24 protein-coding genes and 1 pseudogene are annotated in these 21,469 nt (G+C 66.2%); 11 read left to right on the top strand and 14 right to left on the bottom strand.

The annotated features are described in order from the left end of the window. Positions 1 to 33 precede the first annotated feature (33 nt). Together aceA and EET10_RS15060 are read right to left on the bottom strand one after the other, a co-directional pair. Positions 34 to 2,334: an isocitrate lyase ICL2 gene (aceA, locus tag EET10_RS15065; protein WP_063468133.1), complete on the bottom strand. Its 2,301-nt coding sequence runs from the start codon at positions 2,332 to 2,334 to the stop codon at positions 34 to 36. A 158-nt stretch (positions 2,335 to 2,492) separates the two neighbouring features. Further along, a complete protein-coding gene (locus EET10_RS15060; protein WP_036405304.1) occupies positions 2,493 to 3,215 on the bottom strand; it encodes an MBL fold metallo-hydrolase in 723 nt (240 codons plus the stop codon). Positions 3,216 to 3,379: 164 nt separating this feature from the next. On the opposite strand from EET10_RS15060, the gene EET10_RS15055 reads away from it, so the two are divergent. From EET10_RS15055 to EET10_RS15045, 3 genes are all read left to right on the top strand, one after another. Next, a complete protein-coding gene (locus EET10_RS15055) occupies positions 3,380 to 4,384 on the top strand; it encodes a synaptic vesicle VAT-1 family membrane protein (protein ID WP_036405303.1) in 1,005 nt (334 codons plus the stop codon). A gap of 98 nt (positions 4,385 to 4,482) precedes the next feature. Continuing rightward, the gene (locus EET10_RS15050; protein ID WP_036405483.1) at positions 4,483 to 4,929 is read left to right on the top strand and encodes an SRPBCC family protein; all 447 of its coding nucleotides are present in this window, start codon (positions 4,483 to 4,485) and stop codon (positions 4,927 to 4,929) included. Between the two features lie 93 nt (positions 4,930 to 5,022). Further along, positions 5,023 to 5,625 carry a YbhB/YbcL family Raf kinase inhibitor-like protein gene (locus EET10_RS15045; RefSeq protein WP_122502799.1) on the top strand — a complete coding sequence of 201 codons (603 nt, stop codon included), beginning with the start codon at positions 5,023 to 5,025 and terminating at the stop codon, positions 5,623 to 5,625. A 13-nt stretch (positions 5,626 to 5,638) separates the two neighbouring features. Here the strand turns inward: EET10_RS15045 and EET10_RS32310 are convergent. From EET10_RS32310 to EET10_RS15035, 3 genes and pseudogenes are all read right to left on the bottom strand, one after another. After that, positions 5,639 to 5,815 (bottom strand): annotated as a pseudogene (locus EET10_RS32310) (NAD(P)/FAD-dependent oxidoreductase); the annotation flags it as partial. A gap of 68 nt (positions 5,816 to 5,883) precedes the next feature. Then, complete coding sequence (locus tag EET10_RS32305; RefSeq protein WP_425461690.1) at positions 5,884 to 6,072, bottom strand: hypothetical protein; 189 nt, start codon at positions 6,070 to 6,072, stop codon at positions 5,884 to 5,886. 287 nt (positions 6,073 to 6,359) lie between these two features. Beyond that, a complete protein-coding gene (locus EET10_RS15035; RefSeq protein WP_122502798.1) occupies positions 6,360 to 7,373 on the bottom strand; it encodes a DUF732 domain-containing protein in 1,014 nt (337 codons plus the stop codon). 381 nt (positions 7,374 to 7,754) lie between these two features. Between EET10_RS15035 and EET10_RS15030 the strand changes: the two genes are divergently transcribed. Next, entirely contained in the window at positions 7,755 to 8,714 is a 960-nt protein-coding gene (locus EET10_RS15030; RefSeq protein WP_036405300.1) for an NAD(P)H-dependent flavin oxidoreductase, read from the top strand. On the opposite strand, the gene EET10_RS15025 is transcribed toward EET10_RS15030, so the two are convergent. The 4 genes from EET10_RS15025 to EET10_RS30870 are packed head-to-tail and all read right to left on the bottom strand — an operon-like array spanning position 8,708 to position 11,592. Continuing rightward, complete coding sequence (locus EET10_RS15025) at positions 8,708 to 9,409, bottom strand: hypothetical protein (protein ID WP_246013639.1); 702 nt, start codon at positions 9,407 to 9,409, stop codon at positions 8,708 to 8,710. The genes EET10_RS15030 and EET10_RS15025 overlap by 7 nt on opposite strands. A gap of 37 nt (positions 9,410 to 9,446) precedes the next feature. Then, positions 9,447 to 10,886 carry a class I adenylate-forming enzyme family protein gene (locus EET10_RS15020; RefSeq protein ID WP_036405297.1) on the bottom strand — a complete coding sequence of 480 codons (1,440 nt, stop codon included), beginning with the start codon at positions 10,884 to 10,886 and terminating at the stop codon, positions 9,447 to 9,449. A gap of 7 nt (positions 10,887 to 10,893) precedes the next feature. After that, positions 10,894 to 11,271: a hypothetical protein gene (locus EET10_RS30875; RefSeq protein ID WP_244601950.1), complete on the bottom strand. Its 378-nt coding sequence runs from the start codon at positions 11,269 to 11,271 to the stop codon at positions 10,894 to 10,896. 15 nt (positions 11,272 to 11,286) lie between these two features. Next, entirely contained in the window at positions 11,287 to 11,592 is a 306-nt protein-coding gene (locus EET10_RS30870) for a hypothetical protein (RefSeq protein WP_246013638.1), read from the bottom strand. A gap of 564 nt (positions 11,593 to 12,156) precedes the next feature. Between EET10_RS30870 and EET10_RS15010 the strand changes: the two genes are divergently transcribed. The 3 genes from EET10_RS15010 to EET10_RS15000 are packed head-to-tail and all read left to right on the top strand — an operon-like array spanning position 12,157 to position 13,805. After that, positions 12,157 to 12,648 (top strand): carboxymuconolactone decarboxylase family protein, encoded by a 492-nt coding sequence (locus EET10_RS15010; RefSeq protein ID WP_036405295.1) that lies wholly within the window; start codon positions 12,157 to 12,159, stop codon positions 12,646 to 12,648. An 18-nt stretch (positions 12,649 to 12,666) separates the two neighbouring features. Continuing rightward, positions 12,667 to 13,308, top strand: coding sequence for a nitroreductase family protein (locus EET10_RS15005; RefSeq protein ID WP_036405294.1), 642 nt, complete (start codon positions 12,667 to 12,669; stop codon positions 13,306 to 13,308). Next, entirely contained in the window at positions 13,308 to 13,805 is a 498-nt protein-coding gene (locus tag EET10_RS15000) for an SRPBCC family protein (protein ID WP_036405292.1), read from the top strand. Before EET10_RS15005 ends, EET10_RS15000 begins: the two co-directional genes overlap by 1 nt. Positions 13,806 to 13,846: 41 nt before the next feature. Here EET10_RS15000 and EET10_RS14995 read toward each other — a convergent pair whose 3' ends face one another. Further along, positions 13,847 to 14,158: a hypothetical protein gene (locus EET10_RS14995; RefSeq protein WP_136622950.1), complete on the bottom strand. Its 312-nt coding sequence runs from the start codon at positions 14,156 to 14,158 to the stop codon at positions 13,847 to 13,849. A 255-nt stretch (positions 14,159 to 14,413) separates the two neighbouring features. On the opposite strand from EET10_RS14995, the gene EET10_RS14990 reads away from it, so the two are divergent. Continuing rightward, the gene (locus EET10_RS14990; RefSeq protein WP_122502258.1) at positions 14,414 to 14,878 is read left to right on the top strand and encodes an Rv1352/Rv1906c domain-containing protein; all 465 of its coding nucleotides are present in this window, start codon (positions 14,414 to 14,416) and stop codon (positions 14,876 to 14,878) included. A gap of 18 nt (positions 14,879 to 14,896) precedes the next feature. Further along, positions 14,897 to 15,859, top strand: coding sequence for an FAD-dependent oxidoreductase (locus tag EET10_RS14985; protein ID WP_099187310.1), 963 nt, complete (start codon positions 14,897 to 14,899; stop codon positions 15,857 to 15,859). Between the two features lie 3 nt (positions 15,860 to 15,862). Here EET10_RS14985 and EET10_RS14980 read toward each other — a convergent pair whose 3' ends face one another. After that, on the bottom strand, positions 15,863 to 16,285 hold the full coding sequence (locus EET10_RS14980) for an anti-sigma factor antagonist (protein WP_036405286.1): 423 nt from the start codon (positions 16,283 to 16,285) through the stop codon (positions 15,863 to 15,865). Positions 16,286 to 16,577: 292 nt separating this feature from the next. Here EET10_RS14980 and EET10_RS14975 point away from each other — a divergent pair, with 292 nt between their 5' ends. Then, the gene (locus EET10_RS14975; protein ID WP_063468137.1) at positions 16,578 to 17,369 is read left to right on the top strand and encodes an enoyl-CoA hydratase/isomerase family protein; all 792 of its coding nucleotides are present in this window, start codon (positions 16,578 to 16,580) and stop codon (positions 17,367 to 17,369) included. 8 nt (positions 17,370 to 17,377) lie between these two features. Here the strand turns inward: EET10_RS14975 and EET10_RS14970 are convergent, their stop codons facing one another. Together EET10_RS14970 and EET10_RS14965 are read right to left on the bottom strand one after the other, a co-directional pair. Then, positions 17,378 to 17,776 carry a phage holin family protein gene (locus EET10_RS14970; RefSeq protein WP_036405283.1) on the bottom strand — a complete coding sequence of 133 codons (399 nt, stop codon included), beginning with the start codon at positions 17,774 to 17,776 and terminating at the stop codon, positions 17,378 to 17,380. Between the two features lie 15 nt (positions 17,777 to 17,791). After that, positions 17,792 to 18,859: an amidohydrolase family protein gene (locus tag EET10_RS14965; protein ID WP_036405282.1), complete on the bottom strand. Its 1,068-nt coding sequence runs from the start codon at positions 18,857 to 18,859 to the stop codon at positions 17,792 to 17,794. Between the two features lie 73 nt (positions 18,860 to 18,932). On the opposite strand from EET10_RS14965, the gene EET10_RS14960 reads away from it, so the two are divergent. Further along, the gene (locus tag EET10_RS14960; protein ID WP_099188403.1) at positions 18,933 to 20,195 is read left to right on the top strand and encodes a sialate:H+ symport family MFS transporter; all 1,263 of its coding nucleotides are present in this window, start codon (positions 18,933 to 18,935) and stop codon (positions 20,193 to 20,195) included. A gap of 1 nt (position 20,196) precedes the next feature. Here EET10_RS14960 and EET10_RS14955 read toward each other — a convergent pair whose 3' ends face one another. Next, positions 20,197 to 21,462: a competence/damage-inducible protein A gene (locus EET10_RS14955; protein WP_483237947.1), complete on the bottom strand. Its 1,266-nt coding sequence runs from the start codon at positions 21,460 to 21,462 to the stop codon at positions 20,197 to 20,199. Positions 21,463 to 21,469 lie beyond the last annotated feature (7 nt).

The following is a 21,469-nucleotide window of genomic DNA, read 5'->3' as shown; positions in this document are numbered from 1 at the left end:
CCAGCCCGACAATGGTGCCGCCAGGACCGACGCCTACCCCTCCTTGGTGATCAACTGCCGCAGCGCCACCCGGTCGGCCGTCAACAGCTCCTCGATGCGCGGCTTGTTCACCTCGGCCACGATGATCTCGCCGACGTCCTGGTTGACCTCGCTGAAGATGCCGTGCGACTTCATCTTTGAGGTCTGGTACTGGTTGTCCTCGGTCGGCGTGACGTAGTAGACGGCGTCGGCCTTGAACCGGTGGACCAGCCAGAGGTGGATCAACGTCATCAGCCGCTTCTGCCGCAGCTTCTGGGCGAACGTGTTCTGGTCACGCACCGTGAGGATGCTGCGGCCGTGCCGGTCCTTGATGGGGTCGAAGACGACGTTGGCCAGCTGCTCGCCGTCGTTGCCGTAGATCCCGAGCTCGAGCACATCCGAGCCGGCGCGGCGGGGCCGCAATTGCACCCGCAGCTTCTCACCGAGCTGATAGTGCTCGCTCCACAGGGCCAGCCATTCCTCCAGCAGCTTCTTGGGCACCTCGGTCTGGACCAGGTGCTGATGCTGTGTGGAGCCCTTGCCCATCGCCTTGGTGGTGGCCGTCCGGCCAGACGAGGCGGCCAGTGCGGCGTCGCTGCGTGGCCCGCCGACCAGGGTCTGCGGGGTGCGGTAGGGCGACTCGACCAGGCGCATCTTGCGCTGCAGGCGGGCCAGCGCAAGCATGCCGTCCTGCTGCAGCGAGGTGGCGAACTCCTCGGCTGCAACGCCGTCGATTTGATGCCCGCCGTAGGTGATGAAGTTGAAGACGAATCCCATCTTGCCGAGCTCAACGGGGAACTGCTTCATCTCCTCGTCGGTCATACCGGTGGTGTCCCAGTTGAACGATGGCGAAAGGTTGTAGGCCAGCATTTGGTCGGGGTACTCGGCATGGATCGCCTCGGCGAATTGGCGGGCATCGGCCAGATCGGCGGTCTTGGTTTCCATCCAGAGGATGTCGGCAAACGGTGCGGCCGCCAGCGATTTGGCAATCGCATACGGAATGCCGCCACGAACCTGGTAGTAGCCCTCCGGGGTCTTTGCCAGCTCGCAGTCCCACCCCGGGTCGGCGCCCAACTCCTTGGCCTTTGTCCGTGCGGCGTAGAGCGAGGCGCGACGGGCGAACGCCCGCCATTCCTCGGGACTCATGCCCACGGATTCGCCTTCACTCTCACCGAACGCGAGGACGTCGGCCACGGCTTCGCCGTACGTCATCAGCCCGGCGTCGTCCTCCCAGGCGGCCACGAACCGCGACTCCACCTGGTCGAAGAGGTCGTCGATCGACGTCATGCCATTTTCCCGCCAGGTGTTGACGGCATCGGTGATCACGCCCATGATGCCTTGACGCTCGAGCCAGGCGCTGGCCGTCGCGTACTCACCCTCGGGCAGCGCGTAGAGAAGGTGGCCGTTCAATTCTTTGACGCCCAGCTCGTAGAAGCGCCGCAGCATCGCCAGGAAGCACGCTTTGTACGAGGGAATGTTGAGGTTGGTTGCGCCGAGGAGGAACGGCTGGTCGCGTTCGTCGGCCCGGCTGTCGATCAGGTTGGCTGCCTCGGCGTCGGTGCGCGCGACGATGATGCCGGGCACCCCCATGACATCGAGCTGGAATCGGGCGGCGTTGAGTCGCTTGATCTGTTCGTCCGACGGCACCAGAACCTTGCCGCCCTGGTGACCACACTTCTTGGTGCCGGGGCGCTGGTCCTCGATGTGGTACCCCGGCACGCCGACCTCGACGAAGCGGCGGATCAGGTTGCGGACGTGCGGATCACCGCCGTGGCCGGTGTCGGCGTCGGCGATGATGAACGGCCGGAAGTCGTAGACCGGGGCCGCAGCGCGCTGCTGTTCGGTCATGTTCAGCCGCAGATACTCCTGGTTGCGGTCGGCGGTCAGCAGTGCGCGCACCAGGACGGCGGCGTCGTCGGGCACCTGGCTCAGCGGATAGCTGGCCAGGTCGGGGCCGGGATCTTCGGTGGTGGAACCCTTGGCTGAAGTGGCCCACCCGCCGAGGTAGATCGCCTCGATGCCCATACGCTTCATGCTCACCGCTTGCCCCGGCGAATAGGGGCCGAAAGTGGTGACGCTCTTGTGTTCGGCGAAAAGCTCGCGCAGGCGCTCGTAGAAAGCCGCCGCCGCGGTGCGAGCCACGGTGTAATCGACCGGGATTGTGCCGCGCTGTTCTACGACTTGCCGGGCAGTGTAGAGCCGGATGATGCCGGCGAAGCGGGCGCTGTCGAAGTATCGCTGCGTCTCGGCTGTCTCTTTGTCGAAGTCTTGCTCGAATGGTGTACGGACCGCAGTGTCCGTTTCGGCGATAGCCATGGGCTTGCGCTCCTTTGTGCGCCCGATTCCGCTGACGCAGAGAGTGTATCCCTGGATTGGGCGGTTAATTCACGGGCTGACCGGGTGGTTGTCCACCCGGTCCGACAGGCGGCGGTGAGGCCGCGCGGACGGTGGTCGCCACACCCGGGAGCGCGAGGTCAGTGTGGCTCGCGGCGCCCCGGCTCGTTCAACCAGTCCCGCTGGCGCCGGACGAACTCCGCGTCGACGACACTGCCGTGGCCGGGGACGTAGACGGCGTCGGGTCCGCCGAGTGCCAGGAGCCGATCGAGCGTCGCAGGCCAGGCCGCGACATCGGAATCGGCGTCGATCAGCGGATCGGCGGACTCCTCGATGAGGTCGCCGGTGAAGACCACGACCGGTTCGCCGCCGGCGGCTGCACCCGGGACCACTACCACCAGGTCGGCGGTGGTGTGTCCGGTGCCCGGGTGGGTGACCGTGACAGAGCGGCCGCCGAGATCGATTACCGCGTCGTAGATACCCCGCCGAGGTGGCCGCAAGGCGGCGATCGCGCGGTCGATCTGCACCACGTCGGCGCCGTATTGCAGTGCATGGGCGCGTAGCTGATCGGTCGCCGACGACAGATAGTCGACAACCTCGGGAGCGGCGTATATCTGGGCGCCGGCGAAGCCTGCTGATCCCAGCACGTGGTCAAAGTGCTTGTGTGTCAAGACAATATGTGTTACCCGGCAATGGGCGATCTGGCTGACGTCGGCCTGGATCGCGGCCGCTTCAGCCAGCGTGGTGCCGGCGTCGATCAGCAGTGCCGTGCCGCGGCCCACCACCAGGCCGACCGTGACGTCGCAAAACGGCAGTCGGCAGCGATACACGCTCGCGGTCAGCTGTTCCCAGCGGTAGTGCACAGCTAGCACGATAGGCCGCGAAGCCCGGCCGCCGTCCCAGCCAGTCCGGCTTGGTACCAGGCGACAAACGGATTGCCGGCGTGTTCAATCACAGGGGACTCCCGCTTGCGGGGTTGCGGCAAGGCCGGGTGCTGCGATTCGACGAGCCGATTCGGAGGAACACAATGCGTGCAGTCGTTATCACCAAGCATGGTGACCCATCGGTGCTGCAGGTGCAGCAGCGGCCGGACCCGCCGCCACCCGGTCCGGGCCAGCTGCGGATTGCCGTTCGCGCCGCCGGTGTGAACTTCGCCGACCACCTCGCCCGGGTCGGCCTGTACCCGGATGCACCGAAGCTTCCGGCGGTGGTGGGCTACGAGGTAGCCGGGACGGTCGAGGCCGTCGGCGAAGGTGTCGACCAAAACCGGGTCGGCGAACGTGTCCTGGCCGGAACACGATTCGGTGGCTATGCCGAAATAGTGAATGTGGCCGCGACCGATTCGGTGGTGCTTCCCGAGGCGTTGAGTTTCGAGCAGGGTGCCGCGGTTCCGGTGAACTATGCGACCGCGTGGGCGGCACTGCACGGCTACGGGTCGTTGCGTGCCGGCGAGCGGGTGTTGGTTCATGCGGCCGCGGGTGGCGTGGGCATCGCGGTGATTCAATTCGCCAAGGCTGCCGGCGCCGAAGTGCACGGCACCGCCTCGCCGGGAAAGCACCAGAAGCTGGCCGAGTTGGGCGTGGATCGTGCCATCGACTACCGCCGCGAGGGCTGGTGGAAGGGCCTGGGGCGGTATGACCTCGTGCTCGACGCACTCGGCGGCACCTCGCTGCGGCGGTCCTACGATCTGCTGCGCCCCGGGGGAAGGCTGGTCGGATACGGGATTTCGAACATGCAGCACGGCGAGAAGCGCTCGTTGCGCCGGGTGGCTCCGCATGCGTTGTCGATGCTGCGCGGCTTCAATCTGATGAAGCAACTCGAGGACTCGAAAACCGTGATCGGTCTCAACATGCTGCGGTTGTGGGACGACCGTGGCACCCTCGAACCCTGGATCACGCCGCTGCGCGAGGCTCTTGACGAGGGTACGGCCCGGCCGATCGTTCATGCGACTGTGCCGTTCGCGGAAGCGCCGGCAGCGCACCGGATTCTGGCGGCACGGGAGAACATCGGCAAGGTTGTCCTGATCCCCTGAGGACTGGAACGCCGGATGGCGGTGCGTTGCCAGGGTCGTCGTCACAGTCGACGATTTCGGTTGTTTGAGCCGGCGCGGTGTTGGTTATGTTTTTTCCCATGGCCGTCACCGAGTCCCGCGAGCTCATCATCGAGGCGACGCCCAAGGAAATCCTGGACGTATTGTTCGACCTCGAATCGTTGCCGGAGTGGTCCTCGATCCATCGAAAGGTCGAAATCCTGGAGCGCGACAATCAAGGCCGTCCAACCAAATCTCGACAAGAGGTCAAGATCGTCGGCGTCGGCGATGAGCAAGTGCTGGACTACTCGGTTCACGACGACGGCGTGAGCTGGACCTTGGCCAGCGCCAAACAACAACGCGGGCAGCAGGGCCGTTACACGCTGACCCCGGACGGCGATTCCACCCGGGTTCGGTTCGATCTCACCGTGGACCTGCTGGTGCCGTTGCCGGGATTCCTGGTCCGTCGAGGTGCCAAAGGCGTGATGGACACTGCTACCCGAGGCCTTCGTGACCGGGTGTTGGCGGTCAAGGGGCGCGCCGGCTAAGGCGCGGCGGGGGCGCACGGTTGATCGTCGATCGGCGGCATCCGGCGGGTGAAACCGCTTTATTCCGCGGTCGCTGAGCGCGACACTGTCCATATGAAACTCGTAGCGGCGCATCTACTTAAGTCCGTCGCCCCGGCTTTCACGGGGCTCGCTCTGGTGCTGGCATTGGTTGGCTACGGCGGCGGCGGCAACACTCGAACGCCTTCGTCGGTGCCGACCCTGCTGACGGCAGGCATGACGAAGGCGGCACCCGCCGGCGGGCCATTGACGATCAGCAGTCCCGCGTTCGCCGACGGCGCGCCCATCCCCGTGCACTACACCTGCAAAGGGGCCAACGTCGCGCCGCCGCTGAGCTGGTCTGCGCCGTTGGGGGCAGCGTTAGTTGTCGATGATCCGGACGCGGTCGGGGGAAACTACGTCCACTGGATCGTGATCGGAATTCCTCCCGGAGCCGGCAGCTCCGCGGATGGTCAGACTCCTGCTGGAGGCACCAGCCTGCCGAACTCGGGTGGCCAGGCCGCATACAGCGGGCCCTGCCCGCCGCCGGGCACCGGGACTCACCACTACCGTTTCACGCTGTACCAGCTTCCGGCCACGCTGCAGCTTCCCCCAGGATTGGTCGGGTTGCAGGCGGCTGAGGCGATAACGCGAGCCACCACGGCGCAGGCCCAACTCACCGGAACGTTCGGAGGCTGACCGATCCCGTCGGTTACCGGTCGTCCAGTGCCTGATAGGCGGCGTTGTAACCGGGAATGAAGGTGATGCCGGGACCGCCATCGCATCCGGCGCAGCCGAGATACAGACCGTCGATCGGAATCGGGAAGTCGCGAAATCCTCTGGGTCCCAGACGGTTAGGGCCCATCAAATCGGGGTGCAGCAGCCCGTGCCAGAAAGCGGCGGCGGGGGTGCCGAACATTCGTTTGCATATGTGCGGCGCGCAGATGATCTGGCGGATCACAATGTCTTCGCAGTTCGGGGTGAGCGGGTGATCTTGTCGATAACACGTTGAGCCATCTCATTTTTGAGGTGGCCGTGTTGGTTGCGGTGGGCTTCGACCGGAAAGCCGTAGGCGAACGCGCTCGCGGCGTGCTTACCGGGCGGCGCGAGGCCGGAGTCGTGCACCGACGGTATCTGCAACCCCATCGACGGATTGTCCGGCACGGCGCTCCACCAACGTCACCGAGGTGCCCTGCATGTCAGACACACAGGCGATATCACGGGCGATAACGCTTCAATGAATCGCCTCATGGTCAGCGGCCCCGATCCGTGACGAATGCTTCGGCGCCCCAAGAGCGCTGCCGCAGCGCGTAAGTCGCCCAGCAAACCCATCAGACGTCGCTGTGCCGGATTCGGCCACTGCGGGCCGCGGCGCAGTTGATCGCACGGTGGAATCGTTGTTGTGACGGGCAGGCGTGGACGTGCGTGCTCCCCTACGGCGCGAGCCTGATAACGCCCGGTGGCGAGGGGCGTGCCGGCGACGGCTGCACCGGACCGCCGCCGCCACCACTACCACCACTACCACCACTGCCACCACTGCCACCATTGCCGCCACCGCCGCTGCCACCGGGGCCGGCTCCGGGCTGAGGAACATCAGCCGGAAGCTCCACCTCTTGCAGAGGTGGCGGCGGCTCTTGTGGTGGCGGCGGTTCTTGTGGTGGCGGCGGTTCTTGTGGTGGCGCCGGCGATCGCTTTGATGGCGGCGGTGTCGCGATCGGCGCGGGCGGTGTCACGATGTGCGCGGTCGGCGGCGGTGGTGCCGGAGTTTGCGGCGGGCTCGGTAGCTGGGGATCCCCCTCGGGAACGGATGCGATCAGCGAAGCCAGCATCGTGCCAAGAGCGTTACCGGCCGACCGGTTTCCGTGGCGATCCTCCATGACAGCACTGCGATCCATCAACGGCAGGCGCGTTGTAGCGATGCCGGTCGGTTCGTGCCACGTCGCCGGCATGGTGGTCACGTCCAACGCCGGCAGCGTCAGTACCTCGCATCCCACATCGACTGCATCTCGGTTGTACGTGGCGATCCAGCGGGTCGGTTCATTCGATTGCGGCGCGGGAGTAGCTGTGATGGAAGCGATCTTGCCCCGGTCGTACGGACAGTAGATCTCCACCGCCGCGGTGACGAATCGGGTCATGGTGGACGTGACGCGCCTGGGCGGGTATTGGCGCAAGGTCGGGTCCATGTTGTACGCGTCGTTGCGCAGCCCGTCGACTACTTCGTCCACCGGCATGCCGCCATCGAGTTTGCGACAAACTTTGTGGGCTGCGGCGATCACGCGGGGCACATTTGAGAGGACAGGGATTTCTTTCTTCTCGAGCAGCGCCAGAAACTGGTCGTCCTGGTTCGGGTCGGCCGCTGCTGCGCCGCCCCGGAGAATTGCTGTGCCGGTTACCACCACGACGGCGCTAACCAAGGCGCCGACGTGACTAGTGATGCCGCTGAACATGGCAGGGGCTTCCATTCCGCTAGAGGCGTCACTTGGCGGGCTTTGGATCGCGATTTACGCCGCACGAGTGGCTGTCTGGTCAGGTTTCCCGGGATACCTCCGTATCTTTTTGTCCGCATTCGCAGCATGCCACACACATACCCCACCTGGGTAGGGGCGAAAGACCCTTTAGCTTGGGCCGGGCCGCAGGTCGCCTGCCCAAGCCGATATGAGCGGGCGCGCTTCGCCGCCGTTAGCCTGTAACGGGTGGCATTCGGCGGCGAAGCAGCAGCCGGACGGTGCGGCCGCTGATGGTCTCGGTCACCCAAAACGGCGAAGAGGACTGCTCTTTCGCCCGCGGCCGGGCACGTTACTCACCCGAGAGCTCGAAGGAGTGTGGCAATGTCGCTGACCACCCGCCTGACCGAATTCTTCGGGATCGAACATCCGATACTGCTCGCGCCGATGGCCCTGGTTTCTGGGGGCAGGCTCGCGGCGGCGGTGACCGCGGCCGGGGGTCTGGGCCTCGTCGGCGGCGGCTACGGCGAGGCCGATTGGCTGCAAGCCCAGATCGACGAAACCGACGGTGCGCGAGTCGGATACGGGTTCATCACCTGGAGCCTGGCAGGTAATCCCGGGCTGCTCGACAACGCTTTGGCGCAGCAACCCGCGACCATCATGCTGTCGTTCGGTGATCTGACGCGGTTCGCCGGGCGCATTCGCGGCGCCGGAGTTCCGCTGACCGCTCAGGTGCACACTCTGCACCAGGCGCGCCTTGCCGTGGCAGCCGGCGCGCAGATCATCGTCGCCCAGGGCGGCGAGGCGGGCGGGCACGGAACGGGCGCCCGGTCGACGTTCACACTGGTGCCCGACGTCGTCGACCTCGTGGCGCAACGCTCGCCGGAAACGCTGGTGGTGGCCGCAGGCGGCGTCGCCGACGGTCGTGGACTGGCGGCCGCGCTGGCGCTCGGGGCCGACGGCGTGCTCGTCGGCACCCGGTTCTGGGCGGCGACCGAGGCGCTGGTGTCACCGCGAGCCCAGCAGCGAGGTATCGACGCCGGCGGTGACGACACAGTGCGCACCAGAGTCTATGACATTGTGCGGCAGCGTGATTGGCCTGACGAATACGACGCCCGGATGGTCGGCAATGCCTTGACAGCGAGGTGGCGCGGCCACGAGGCCGCATTGTCGGCCCGGTTGCCGGAGGTGCTCAGCGAATTCGAAAGGGCGACTGCGGCAGAGGATTTCGACGTCATCACGGTACTCGTCGGCGAGGCGATAGGACTTATCCACGACGTTCGCCCCGCCGCTGAGATCGTGCATCACATGGTCCGCGCGGCCGCACGAATCCTGAATCAGTAAAGCGGCGACCACGCCGATGTTCGCAGCAGCCGGCTCTGCCACTGGTCGCGGTGTTTCAGCGCCTCGTACATGTAGCTGCCCGGCCCTCGGTGCTCCGGCGGAGCGTCGTTGGTCAGCAGCTGCACCAGCGCCGCATAGTTGTTGGAATCGTCAACCTTTTGCCACAGCATCGCCTCTCGGTGCCGGTGGCTGCCATGTGCGACCTGGAAGCAGGCCTGGATGTCGAGTATCCGCATGCCGGCTGGGGCCTTCGACAGCGGCCGGTAGTAGATCTCGTCCCAGGAGCGGATGCAGTCGTCCAGCGGCGCGTAGGGCCAGCCGGTGTCCTCCATGAACAGGCTCAACGGATGGGTCGCACCGTCGGTGGGGACCGCCGCCAGGTCCACCGTCTGCAGCGGGGACCAATCGACCGGCAGCAAGATCTTGCCCGTCGCGTCGTACCGGAGATTGTCGAGCTCGCGCATCCAGGGCCGAAGGTCGCCCTGCTGGGCGCGACGTACCAGTCGCTCCCAGGCAGCGCCGTCGGTAATCGCGGTGATGGTGACGACGGTGTAGGAGGCCCCCGAACCGTGCGCGTGATTGGTGTACCAGAGCAGCCGAGCGTCGTCGTCGTGGGCCAGTGTGGGCATCCAGCCTTCCCGGTAGGCGGTCTCGAAACTCGTCCTGCCGCGCGCCGACCACCTGGTGGGTTTCATGCAGAAACAGCATCCGAACTCCCGTTCACCCTCCAGCTCAATCCTCGCCCGAGATCAGCGCGGCCAGCTGACGGCGATTGACTTTGCCGGTCGCGCTGTACGGGATGGCCTCGATGATCGCCAACTTCTCGGGCAGCTTGAAATACGCGATCAGATCGCGACAATGCGATCGCAGCTCGTCCAGCGTCACCGGACTGCGGACCACCACCGCAGCCCCCACCCGCTGGCCCATCTCCGCGTCGGCGATTCCGGCGACGGCGACGTCGGTCACCGCCGGGTGGGAACGCAGCGCCTCCTCCACTTCGATCGGCCCGAACTTCTCTCCCCCGCGGTTGATGGTGTCCTTCACCCGGCCGGTCGGGTAGAGGTAGCCGTCGGCATCCACGCGGCCGAGGTCGCCGGTGCGCAGCCACCCGTCGGTGACACTCTGGGCCGTCTTGACCCACAACTCGCCGACTGTTGCCGGCGCGACGTCCGCGCCCGTGGCGGGGTCGACCACCCGCACCTCGACTCCGGGCAGCGGACGGCCGACGGATCCCGCCCGCGCCGGGTCGTGATGATCCTCGGGCAGCAGCGTCGTATAGGCGCCGAGTGTCTCGGTCTGACCGAACACGTTGGCGAAAGCCACATGAGGGAGTGCCGCCATCGCCCGGCGCACCAACGCGATGGGCGCGGCGGCGGCTCCGTAGGCGATGGCGACCAGCGAGGTGAGATCGGTGCAGGCGAAGTCGGGATGGTCGAGAATGCGCTGCAGCATCGTCGGCACCAAGAAGGTGGCGGTAACACGGTGCTGCGACACCAGACGCAACCACTCACCGGCGTCAAAACGTGTTTGCACCACCGAAGTGTTGCCCGAGTACAGGCTGCCCAGCATGCCGAGAGCACCGCCGACATGGAAGAAGGGAACGCACATCATCCTTACCGACGGTGTCGCGTCCGCCCGAAACGGTGGCGACATCCGTTGGATCCGCGTCGTGAGCTGCCGGCCGGTGATGCCGACCGCTTTGGGGAGTCCCGTTGTGCCGCTGGTGAACAAGATCAAGGCCTCGCGGTCGTCGACGTCGTGAGTCGGCAACGCCGCCACGGCGCGGTGTTCGTCGACGAGGTCTGTCACCACCGTCAGCGCGCCGGCGTCGCGGACCCGGTCTGCGTAGGCAGCCCCCGCAACCGCCACCGGCGAGCAGCCGGCGTTTTCCAGCAGCACCCGCAGCTCTGCGGGAGTCAGCGCCGGGTTCATCAACGCCGCTGCGGCGCCGATCCGCGCCGCCCCGAGCACGGTCGCGATCGACAACAGGCTTCCGCCGTCGACGACGGCGACGCGCTCGCCGGGTCCAACCCCATGGACGGCGAGGCCGGCGGCGCACTGCCGGACCGCCGCACCGAGGTCGCCATAATTGATGTAGCGCTCACCGATGATGAGCGCCGCCCGGTCGGCAGTGCCGGCCGCCGGCGCGTCGATGATGGTGCCGATGTTCATCTGCGGCCTAATACAGGGGTGACCACGCGCAGGTGCGCAGCAACCGGCTGGTCCACTGGTCGCGCAGGTCCAGGGCGTCGTACAGCCAGGTGCCCGGGGCGCGGTGTTCGGGCGGAATATGGGTCCGGAGCAGTTCCAGCAGGGCCTCCGGCCGCCGGATGCGCTGCATCAAGATCACCTCCCGCCGCAGGTGGCTGCCCAACGCGGGCTGGAAAGCGGCCTGGATGGTCAGCATCGACTGCGGCCGCTCCAGGCTGCGGGCATATACCGCGCCGCTGCGGTCGATGTACTCCTCGAACTTCTCCTGATAGGGCCACATGGTGTCTTCCAGGTAGAGGGTCAGCTCGTGCTCGCGCCCATCGGACGGCACCTCCGCGAAGGACACGTCCTGCAGCGGCGACTACGGCAGCGCCACCAGCAGTTTGGCTTCGACGTCGTGACGAAGCTCGTCTAGTTCGCGCATCCACTTCTGCAGATCGCCTTTCTGCACCCGCCGCGCAAGGCGTTCCCATCCCGCACCGTCTTCGACGGCGGTGATGGTGACGACGGTGTATGCCGGGCCGCTGCCATGTGCGTGATCGGCATACCAGAGCAGGCGGGCGTCGTCGCCGGCGGCGAGCATCGGCATCCGGCCGTCGCGAAACGCGATCTCGAAATCATCCTCTGCGCGCCCGCGTACCTTGTGTACCTCGTGCATGAACAGCACGCCGAGACCTCCCACGCGGCGCCGCCCGGTCAACGCCCTCGTCCACGGACGCTAATCCCGAGGGTCCGGCCTGTCCACGTCGGGGTTGGCCGAGGCCGCATCGGATGCCAGCTAGGACACCGGCCGCGAACGGGAGCGGCATGTCCGTATCCCGCTGTGCCCGTTCGTGTTTGAGGAACCCCGGCCGCAATCGCCCGCCACGCCACCGCCGAGGGCCGGATGCGGCCGATTGGCGAAGTGGCATCGAGCCTGCGCTCACCGCTTGAATCCAAGGCGCGTATGGCGTCTATGGCCGCAGAATCGATGTCCTGGACGCAGGCTCGACACGGTGGCCGCAGGATCGATGCCAGGGCCGCAGAACCGAGGCCGTAAGCAGCAAGACTCGATGTTCAACGACCCAGTGGGCGTTCGGCGAGCCAGCAGGCGGCCACCGCCCGCGGTTCGGCCCCGCCCCGCCACATGGGCGCACACCCGGCCCGGAACTGCGAAGCACATCTGGACAGTCGAGCCGAGAATCTGGTTTGCTCCGATCGGTAGTCGTATTCACCCGGCAGGAGTTCGCGCATGACCCGACTTGACGTGCCGGACGGTCCCGGCGGCGAAGCCGCGATGATCTGGACGCTGCGTCCCGAGCTCGGTGGCATGGTCGAGCGGATGATCCGCGACGCCTACCAGCAGAGCATCGTGGCGGCCGACGAGCGCGAGCTGGCCAGGATGCGTATCGCGCAGATCAACGACTGCGTCGCGTGCTCGGGTTTTCGTGCGCCGTCACTGCTGGACGCCGGCCCGAAAGCCCCGGCGCCCGAGCTCTACGACCACGTCGCGGATTACGCCGGCTACCCGGGCTACACGCCACGCCAACGCCTTGCCATCGAGTTCGCCGAGCGCTTCGCCACCGACCACGCGTCGCTTGACGACGCATTCTTCGGGCGGCTGCGAGCAGCGTTCTCCGATGCGGAAATCCTCGATCTGACGCTGTGCGTCGCGGTGTTTCTGGGCCTGGGACGTTCGCTGACAGTGCTCGGGGTCGACCACTCCTGCGCGATCGACATCTAGGACACAAATGGACTTCACGTGGACCTAGCCTCGGTCGACGAGCTGCTCACCACCACGCGGTCGGTGCGCCGACGCCTCGATCTGACCCGGCCTGTCGGCCGTGAGGTGATTCTCGAGTGCCTGCGGCTGGCCACCCAGGCGCCCACCGCCAGCAATGCCCAGGATTGGCGCTGGCTAGTGATCACCGACGCCGACAAGCGCGCCGCGATCGCCGACATCTACCGCAGCGTCGGCGCCGAGTATCTCGCCAGGGTTGCGGCCACCGCGTCCGATCCGCAGACCCAGCGGGTGTATCGCAGCGCGCTCGGCCTGACCGAGACGCTGGCCCGGGTTCCGGTGCATGTCATTCCCTGTCTGCAGCAGCGCATCGACGAAAGTAACCGGCTGGTCGCCGCGTCGGCCTGGGCGTCGATCATCCCGGCCGGCTGGAGCTTCCTGCTTGCGCTGCGGTCCCGCGGATTGGGATCGGTGTGGACGACGATGCATCTGGCGAAGGAGAAAGAGGTAGCCGGGGTGCTCGGTGTCCCGGATACGGTCACCCAGGCTGCGCTGTTCCCGGTGGCCTACACCGTCGGCACCGACTTCCGTCCGGCCGCGCGGCCGCCCGTGGAGACCATCACGTATTGGGATACCTGGGAACAGCCTATTGGAGAAAGCTGATGCAGTCCTACACCGTGCGATTTCACGTCGACGCGCCCCCGAGCAAGGTGTGGCGGGTGCTGCATCCGCCCGCGCCGCCGAATTCTCCGCGGCCGCGGGTGCTCCGGTGGCCGACGGGCAGCATGGAAATTTTGCATGAGGGAGACGAGGCCGGCGAAGGTCTGGTCCGCACCTGCATTTTCGAGGTGCCCAAGTACCTGCTGTCCGGTGGCAAGGGGCGGTCGTTCGAGACCGTCACGGAGGCAAAGATCAACGAGCTGTCACGATATGTGGCCGTCGGCGCGCCGCTGTGGTCGCGCGCCGAGGGCTATCACCAACTCGACAAACAGCCCGACGGCAGCACCACACTGACGTTCCACGAGACCTATCACGCCTATAACCCATTGTTGCGCTTCTTCCTCGAACGCCCAGTGCACGCGGCAATTTCGCGCGACAACCTCAAGACCTACGAGCATGCGCTGGGTTACGCCGGGCGGGTCACCCGACTGGACCCGTGATTTGGCTTCCGGCCCCGGGAACTGCTGCGTTAACTTCGGACTCACACGAAGGTGGTGATCAACGCCAAGACGGCGATGCACCAGGCCAGGACGGCAATCAGCACACAGAGGGATCCAACCGCCGCGAGCCGGTCACTGCGGTCGGCGTTTTCGTCCAGCATGACGGCGAAACTACTGGGCATTCGCCGGAATACGTCCGGCCACGCCACCCGCGAGGCGGCCCTCTTGATACCGGTGGGGTCTTCGTCGGCGCGGCGGCGTGGCGCCACCGCGGTGCCGTTCGTGACAAGCACAAAGCCCACGGCAAACGACGCCACACTCGCCACAATGAGCAGCACGGCAAGCCACAGCATCATGTCCTCCCCTCTCTCGACCCCGTCACCTGTGTCGTCGACTCCAGTTGCGTTGCGGCCCACCATGGTCCCGCTAGGCGCCCGCAGTCATGGTGGATACCCCAACCCCCGTTCACGGAAACGACGATCGCCGGTCGTGCCCTGGTCTTGCGCGCGATTCCACACGCGCCACGTGGTCGGTCCTCACCGTTGCGAGTGATTCGTACCGTGACGGCGGTTCGAAATTGGCTGTCCGCCCCGGTAGGCTGCTGAGCTATGAGTTCGAAGGCGCCAGCTGCCGGATTTCTCGCCGGGGGGCTGATCCTCGCGGGCTGGGCCGGGTCCGCTGGTGTGGCGGCTGCCGACCCGCAGCCGGCACCGCCTCCCGCGCCCAAGACGACCATCGATCACGACGGCACCTATACGGTGGGCGCCGACATCGCGCCGGGCACCTACAGCTCTGCCGGGCCTGTGGGTAACGGCACCTGCTACTGGAAGCGGTTAGGCAATCCCGACGGCGCCCTGCTCGACAATGCCCTGAGCAAGAAGCCGCAGGTAGTGCAGATCCAGCCGACCGACAAGGCATTCAGGACATCCGGTTGCCAGCCCTGGCAGATCACCGGCGAGGGCACTGCGCCGGCGGAAGTTCCGGGGCCTGCGGCAGGCGCCCAGCTGCAAACCGATCTGGCGATCCTCAATGGGCTGCTCGGCCCGACCGGCGAACGGGTGCCACAGTCCTGACGGCGGGGTGACGCTGCTGTGGCTGACCGTGTGCAACAGGTCGTCGTCATCGGTGCTGGCGTCAGCGGATTGACCTCAGCGCTATGCCTGGCCGAAGCGGGATGGCCGGTGCACGTCTGGACCGCAGCGATGCCGCAGGACACGACCTCGGCGGTGGCCGGGGCCGTGTGGGGCCCGGTATTCACCGAACCTGTCGCCAAGACGCTGGCTTGGACGGCGGAATCACTGCACGTGTTCGGCGAACTCGCCAAGGACCCCGCCACCGGAGTTCGCATGGCACCGGCCCTGACTGTCGGTGACGTACCCGTGGGCGCGGCGCTGCCGCCGCAGGTCGCGTTGATCCCCGACCTACGGCCGGCCGATCCGGCCGAACTACCCGAGGGCTTTCCGGCGGGGTTTTGCTCCACGCTGCCCATGATCGACATGCCCCAATACCTTGACTACCTGACCAAGCGGTTGGCCGCGGCCGGCTGCGGGATCGAGATCCGTCCGGTGCGGTCGCTGGCCGATGCCGCCGACGCCGCACCGATCGTGGTGAACTGCGCCGGTCTCGGCGCCGCAGAGCTGACCGGCGACGACACGATGCGGCCGCTGTTCGGCCAGCACGTTGTCATGACCAATCCCGGTCTGGAGCAGATATTTCTGGAACGCAACGACGCCCCGGAATGGGTCTGCTACTTCCCCCACCCGCGGCGCGTGGTCTGCGGCGGCATCAGCATCGCCGACCGCTGGGACACGACTGCGGACCCCGCGGTGACCGAAAGGATCCTGCAGCGCTGCCGGCGGATCGAGCCGCGGCTTGGCCAGGCCGCGGTGATCGAGACGATCGCGGGGCTGCGTCCCGACCGTCCATCGGTGCGGGTGGAATCCGAGGCGCTCGGCCGGGCGCGGTGTATTCACAACTACGGTCACAGCGCCAACGGAGTAACGCTGTCGTGGGGATGTGCGCGCGACGTGGCGCGCCTCGTCGGCGCGCAATGAGTGTCAGGCCGGCGGCGCCAGCGCGTTCTCGACCGAGGTGTACATCGGCAGCAGGCGACGCAGGCCGCACGCGGCGATGGTGCGGGCCACGATCGGCTGGTTGCTGACCAGCCGCAGGTTCACGCCACGACGGCGGCACCGCACCGATTCCTGCGCCAGCACGGCGTACGCGCACGACCCCATGAACTCGAGGTCTCTGACGTCGATGACGAACGGACCCGGCGCGATGGCAATGGCGGCGCTGCGGGTCACCAACCGTTGCCAGACTGTCTCGTTGCTGGCATCGATGTCGCCGCCGACGTGGACCACTACAGCCGAGCCGGTAGATTCGGTGACTGCCCGTAGACCGCTTTGCGCGTCACCTAGTTGCAAACTCAGCCGCGTGCTCGCGGGACCGGAGGATGCTCCGAGCGCGACAGTGTCCATCTTGTGCAACGTCCCGTCCGTCGTGTGGTGCTAAGTGCTGCCGTCCTGGCTGCGGGAAGGCGCGCGGGTGATCGTCGTGGCTAGGAGTGCCCTGTTTTCACAGTGGTAGTAAGCATATGTGTAACAGATCCTGAAATAGAAGGATGTCCAATACCAAATTTTGCGCAATTCATGGCGGCGGGCACGTTCTTGGCTGTGCGAGCCACCGGGCGCGGCGACATCACTACTATCTGGATCACGCTTGTATCCGGATCAAGCTTGCTACTGCTAGGAGAAACCGGCCAATAACGCGGTGAGCATCGATTACACGCTGCATGACCACCTCGACCACATTGTCACCATCACAATCAACCGGCCCGAGGCGCGCAACTCTCTGGACATGGCGCATTTCCGCGACCTCGCCCACGCCTGGGCCGCCTTTCGCGATGACGCCGATGCCTGGGTCGCCGTCGTCACCGGCGTTGGGCACGACTTCTGTACCGGAGCCGACCTCAAGAAGTTCATCCCCGAGCTGACCGGTGATCGTCCCCGGCCCGAAGGATGGAACAAGGACGACGCCATCCATGCCGTGTTGCATCGGTTCCCGCTCTACAAGCCGGTTGTCGCAGCGGTGAACGGCACGTGTGTCGCGGGCGGCTTCGAAATGCTGGGCTTGACCGACATCCGAGTGGCGGTGCCCGAGGCGAGATTCGCGGTGATGGAGCCCAACCGCGGACTCTTCGCGGGCGGCGGCAGTACCGTGCGACTGCCGCGCCAGATCCCCTACGCGTTAGCGATGGAACTGCTGCTGACCGCCGACCTGGTGGACGCGCAGCGCGCGCTGGCCATGGGGCTGATCAACCGCGTGGTTGCGGCCGACCGGCTGATGGATACCGCCTATGACTACGCCGCGCGTATCGCCGCCAACGCTCCGCTTGCGGTATCGGCAACAAAGCAATCCGCCGTCGAAGGCCTGGCACTTGACCTGGAGTCGGCATACGACAACGAGACCCGGCACAGCGACCGCATCTTCGAGACCGAGGACGCCAAAGAGGGGCCGCGCGCCTTTGCCGAGAAGCGACCGCCGCGATGGCGGGCGCGCTGACGGGTCAGCTAACTGCGGCTGCGCGCGGCGCGGCGAGTCAGCAGCGACAATAGCCAACTCACGATCGACAACAGGATCGCCGCCCAGATTGCGCTCCACCAAAAATGGTCGATCTGTAGACCCCAGTGGGTGGTGTCCTTGGTGATCTGGGCGGTGATCCACAGCATGAACGCATTGATCACGATATGAAAAAGACCGAGGGTGAGGATGTACAGCGGGATCGACAGGAATTGCACGATCGGCTTGATGATCGCATTAACCAATCCGAAGATCACCGCGACGACGAAGATGATGACGACCCGCTGCAGCGTCGTATCACCGCCGACAAAGCGCACCCCCGAAACGCACAGGGTGACCACCCACAACGCAAACCCCGTCAACGCCGCACGAACCAGAAAAGGGCCCATACGCCGATCCTGCCATCAATTCAGCGCATAGAAGCGCTGGGCGTTGCGGCCGCCGATCTTTTCCCGCGACTCTTCGCTGATGTCGGACCGGGTGCGCAGATGCTTTGTGCTCTCCGGCCATTCGCCGTCCCAGTGCGGGTAGTCGCTGGCGAACATGATGAACTCGTCGCCGAGTACGTCGACCACACCCGGCAGAATCGGCTCCTCGGGCTCGCAGGTCACCCAGATGTTGCCGGCCCGCCAGTAGTCGTGCGGGTCGCGGCGCCAGCCGCCCTCGATCCAGTCGCCGCGCTTCTCGTAGTGCTCATGTAAGCGGTCGATGAAGAACGGAACCCAGCCGGCACCCGCCTCGAGGAAGGCGACCCGCAATCGCGGATGGCGTTCGAAGACGCCGCCGGAAACCAGCGCGGTCATCGCGGTCATCTGGTCGAACGGAAAGCTGATGCAGTGCACCTGGATGTAGTTGGTGAAGCGGTCCACCCCGATCTTGGGTAGGTGGATACCCGGGGCGCCGTGGATCCCGAGCGGCATCTCCAGCTCAACGGCGGCGGCGTAGAACGGGTCGAGGTCAGGATGGTCGAGGTTGCGCGTCTTGAGTGCCGGCGGAACCAGGGTGGCGACCAGTCCCAGGTCTTTGGCCTCGGCCATGATGTCGATGGCCACCTGCCCGTGTTCGATCGGGGTCACGGCGACGCCGCGTAGCCGGCCCTTGGACGGCGCGCAGAAATCGGCGATCCACTTGTTGTACAGACGCGCGAAACCCGCTGCGAAATCGGGGTTTTCCAAGCTGGGCACGCACAGCCCCAGGCTGGGATACAGCACCATCGTGTCGAGGTGATCGCGGTCGGCGTCACCCAGGACACCCTCGGCGGTCGCGGTGTGGATGTCGCCTGCCGTGGTGATCCCGTGCTGGGGTGGGCAACCCGCGCCGGGTCCCGTGTCCTCCGGGTAATTGCGGCCTTCGATCCGCAGCCCTGGTCGTCCGTCGCTGCTGAGTTGCACGTATTCCGGCCAGCGCTTGAGTGCTTCGATGGCCAATGACGGGTTTTCGGCGACGTGTCCGTCGGCATCGATGATTCGCATGTTCCCGAAGTTACTCGCGCGCTTGCCATACCCCAAGGTTCGCGGAATCGCACCCGTGCTGCACGATGCTGACGTGACAACACCGGGGCTGACCGTCGACCAGCGAAACTCGTTCATTGCGGCGTTCCTGGGCTGGACAATGGACGCCTTCGACTACTTCATCGTGGTGCTGGTCTATGCCGACATCGCAAAAACCTTCCACCACACCAAGACTGAAGTTGCATTCGTCACGACCGCCACCCTGGCCATGCGCCCGGTGGGTGCGCTGCTGTTCGGGCTGTGGGCCGACCGCGTCGGCCGGCGCATTCCGCTCATGGTCGACGTGATGTTGTATTCGGTGGTCGGATTCCTGTGCGCCTTCGCGCCGAACTTCACCGTACTGGTGATCCTGCGCCTGCTGTATGGCATCGGGATGGGCGGCGAGTGGGGGCTGGGTGCTGCGTTGGCCATGGAGAAGGTTCCGGTCGGTCGGCGTGGGTTCTTCTCCGGGCTGCTGCAGGAGGGCTACGCGTTCGGCTATCTGCTGGCCACCCTGGCCTGCCTGCTGGTGGTGAACTGGCTGGGTCTGTCGTGGCGCTGGCTGTTCGGTCTTTCCATCATCCCGGCGCTGATCAGCCTGATCATCCGCTACCGGGTGAAGGAGTCTGAGGTGTGGGAAGCCGCGCAGGACCGGATGCGGCTCACCAAAACCCGAATTCGCGACGTGCTGGGCAACGCCGCGATCATCCGCCGGTTCTTTTATCTGGTGTTGTTGATGACCGCCTTCAACTGGATGAGCCACGGCACCCAGGACGTCTACCCGACCTTCTTGACCGCGACCGCCGACCAGGGGGCGGGGCTGTCGACCGTGACCGCCCGCTGGATCGCGGTCGTCTACAACGTCGGCGCCATCATCGGCGGGCTGGTGTTCGGCACGCTGTCGCAGCGATTCGGCCGCCGCTACACGATTGCGTTCTGCGCGGTGTTGGGGTTGCCGATCGCGCCGCTGTTCGCCTACTCCCGCACCGCGGCGATGTTGTGCCTTGGTTCCTTCCTCATGCAGGTCTGTGTGCAGGGCGCCTGGGGGGTGATTCCCGCGCACCTGACCGAGATGTCGCCGGACGCCATTCGCGGTCTGTATCCCGGTGTGACGTACCAGCTCGGTAACCTGCTGGCGGCACTGAACCTGCCCATTCAGGAACACCTGGCCGCGTCGCACGGGTATCCCTTTGCGCTGGCGGCGACGATCGTACCGGTGCTGACCATGGTTGCGATCCTGGCCATGGTCGGCAAGGACGCCACCGGTGTCCGCTTCGGTACTGCCGAAAGTGCCCTTCTGCCAACGCAAGTCGCGTAGTCTACGGGGCGCTCAAGGTGCGCCGCAGCAGGTGCATGGCCACTGTCGTCGAGCGCTCGCGGATATCGGACCGGTTTCCGGGTAGCCGCAGCGTGCGGGTAACCGTGCGGCCATCGTCGAGTAGCACGGTGAAGCACACCGTTCCCACCGGCTTTTCCTGCGTTCCCCCGCCGGGTCCGGCGATCCCGGTGATCGCGACAGCGGTGTCGGCGCCGAAGCGTTGCAGCGCACCCGCCGCCATCGCCCGGGCCACCGGTTCGGACACCGCGCCGTGCGTCTGGATCAGTGCGGGGTCGACGCCGAGTAGTTCTGTTTTCGCGCCGTTGGAATAGGCGACCACGCCACCGGCCACGTAGTCCGAGGAACCGGGATGGTCGGTCAGCCGTGCCGAAAACAGCCCGGCGGTGCAGGATTCCGCGGTGGCTATCCGGCGGCCGGCCAGCATCCGGGCGACCACATCGTCGACCTGGGAACCGTCTTCGGAATAGATCTGCTGGCCGTGCTTGTCCCGCAGCAGCACGGTCAGTTGCCCGTACACGTCGGCGTCGGGCGGCTCGTAGCGGGTGACCATTTCGATCTCGCCGCGTCGCAGGCAGGTGGTGATCTCGAGCCGGTCGTAGCCGGGGATGGATGCCTGGGCGGCCCGCAGGGTCTCGGCAAGGCCGGATTCGGGCAGGCCGAACATCCGGATCGTGTCTTGCCGGTAGACGGTTCGGCCGGCGATCGCCTCTTGCGCGGCGGGTGTATGAATGGCCTTGTGCCACATAGGTTGTAGCTCGCGCGGCGGTCCGGGCAGTACGATCACCGCCGGCTTTCCGGGCACGACGACACCTGGTGCAGTGCCCACCGGGTCAAGTACCTGCGCGCCGGCCGGGATCATGGCCTGCTTGCGGTTGGCGGCCCGGACGGCCTCGAAGTCGCCCGGGTTGAAGTGGGCCATGAGCTTCTTGAGGATGTTGGCGATGGTGTTCTCGACCTCGGTGTCCAGCATCAGCTCGCGGCCACAGAACCGGGCCACCACTTCGACCGTCATGTCGTCGGCCGTCGGCCCCAGGCCGCCGCTGGTGACGATCAGGTCCACGCCCTGGTCGGCCAGGAAGCGCAGTTGCGCCTCGATGTCGGCGGAGCGGTCGCCGCAGATGGTGATGTGAGCCAGTTCGACCCCCAGCTCCAGCAGCCGATCGGCGATCCAGGGGCCATTGCGGTCTTGCACTCGTCCGGTGAGGACTTCGGTTCCGGTAACGACGATGCCCGCGCGTGCGCTCACCGGAATG

It is taken from the genome of Mycobacterium pseudokansasii, assembly GCF_900566075.1.
GTDB lineage: Bacteria > Actinomycetota > Actinomycetes > Mycobacteriales > Mycobacteriaceae > Mycobacterium > Mycobacterium pseudokansasii.
Note: the sequence above shows the minus strand (reverse complement) of the source record. Positions and strands in the feature narration are given on the sequence as shown.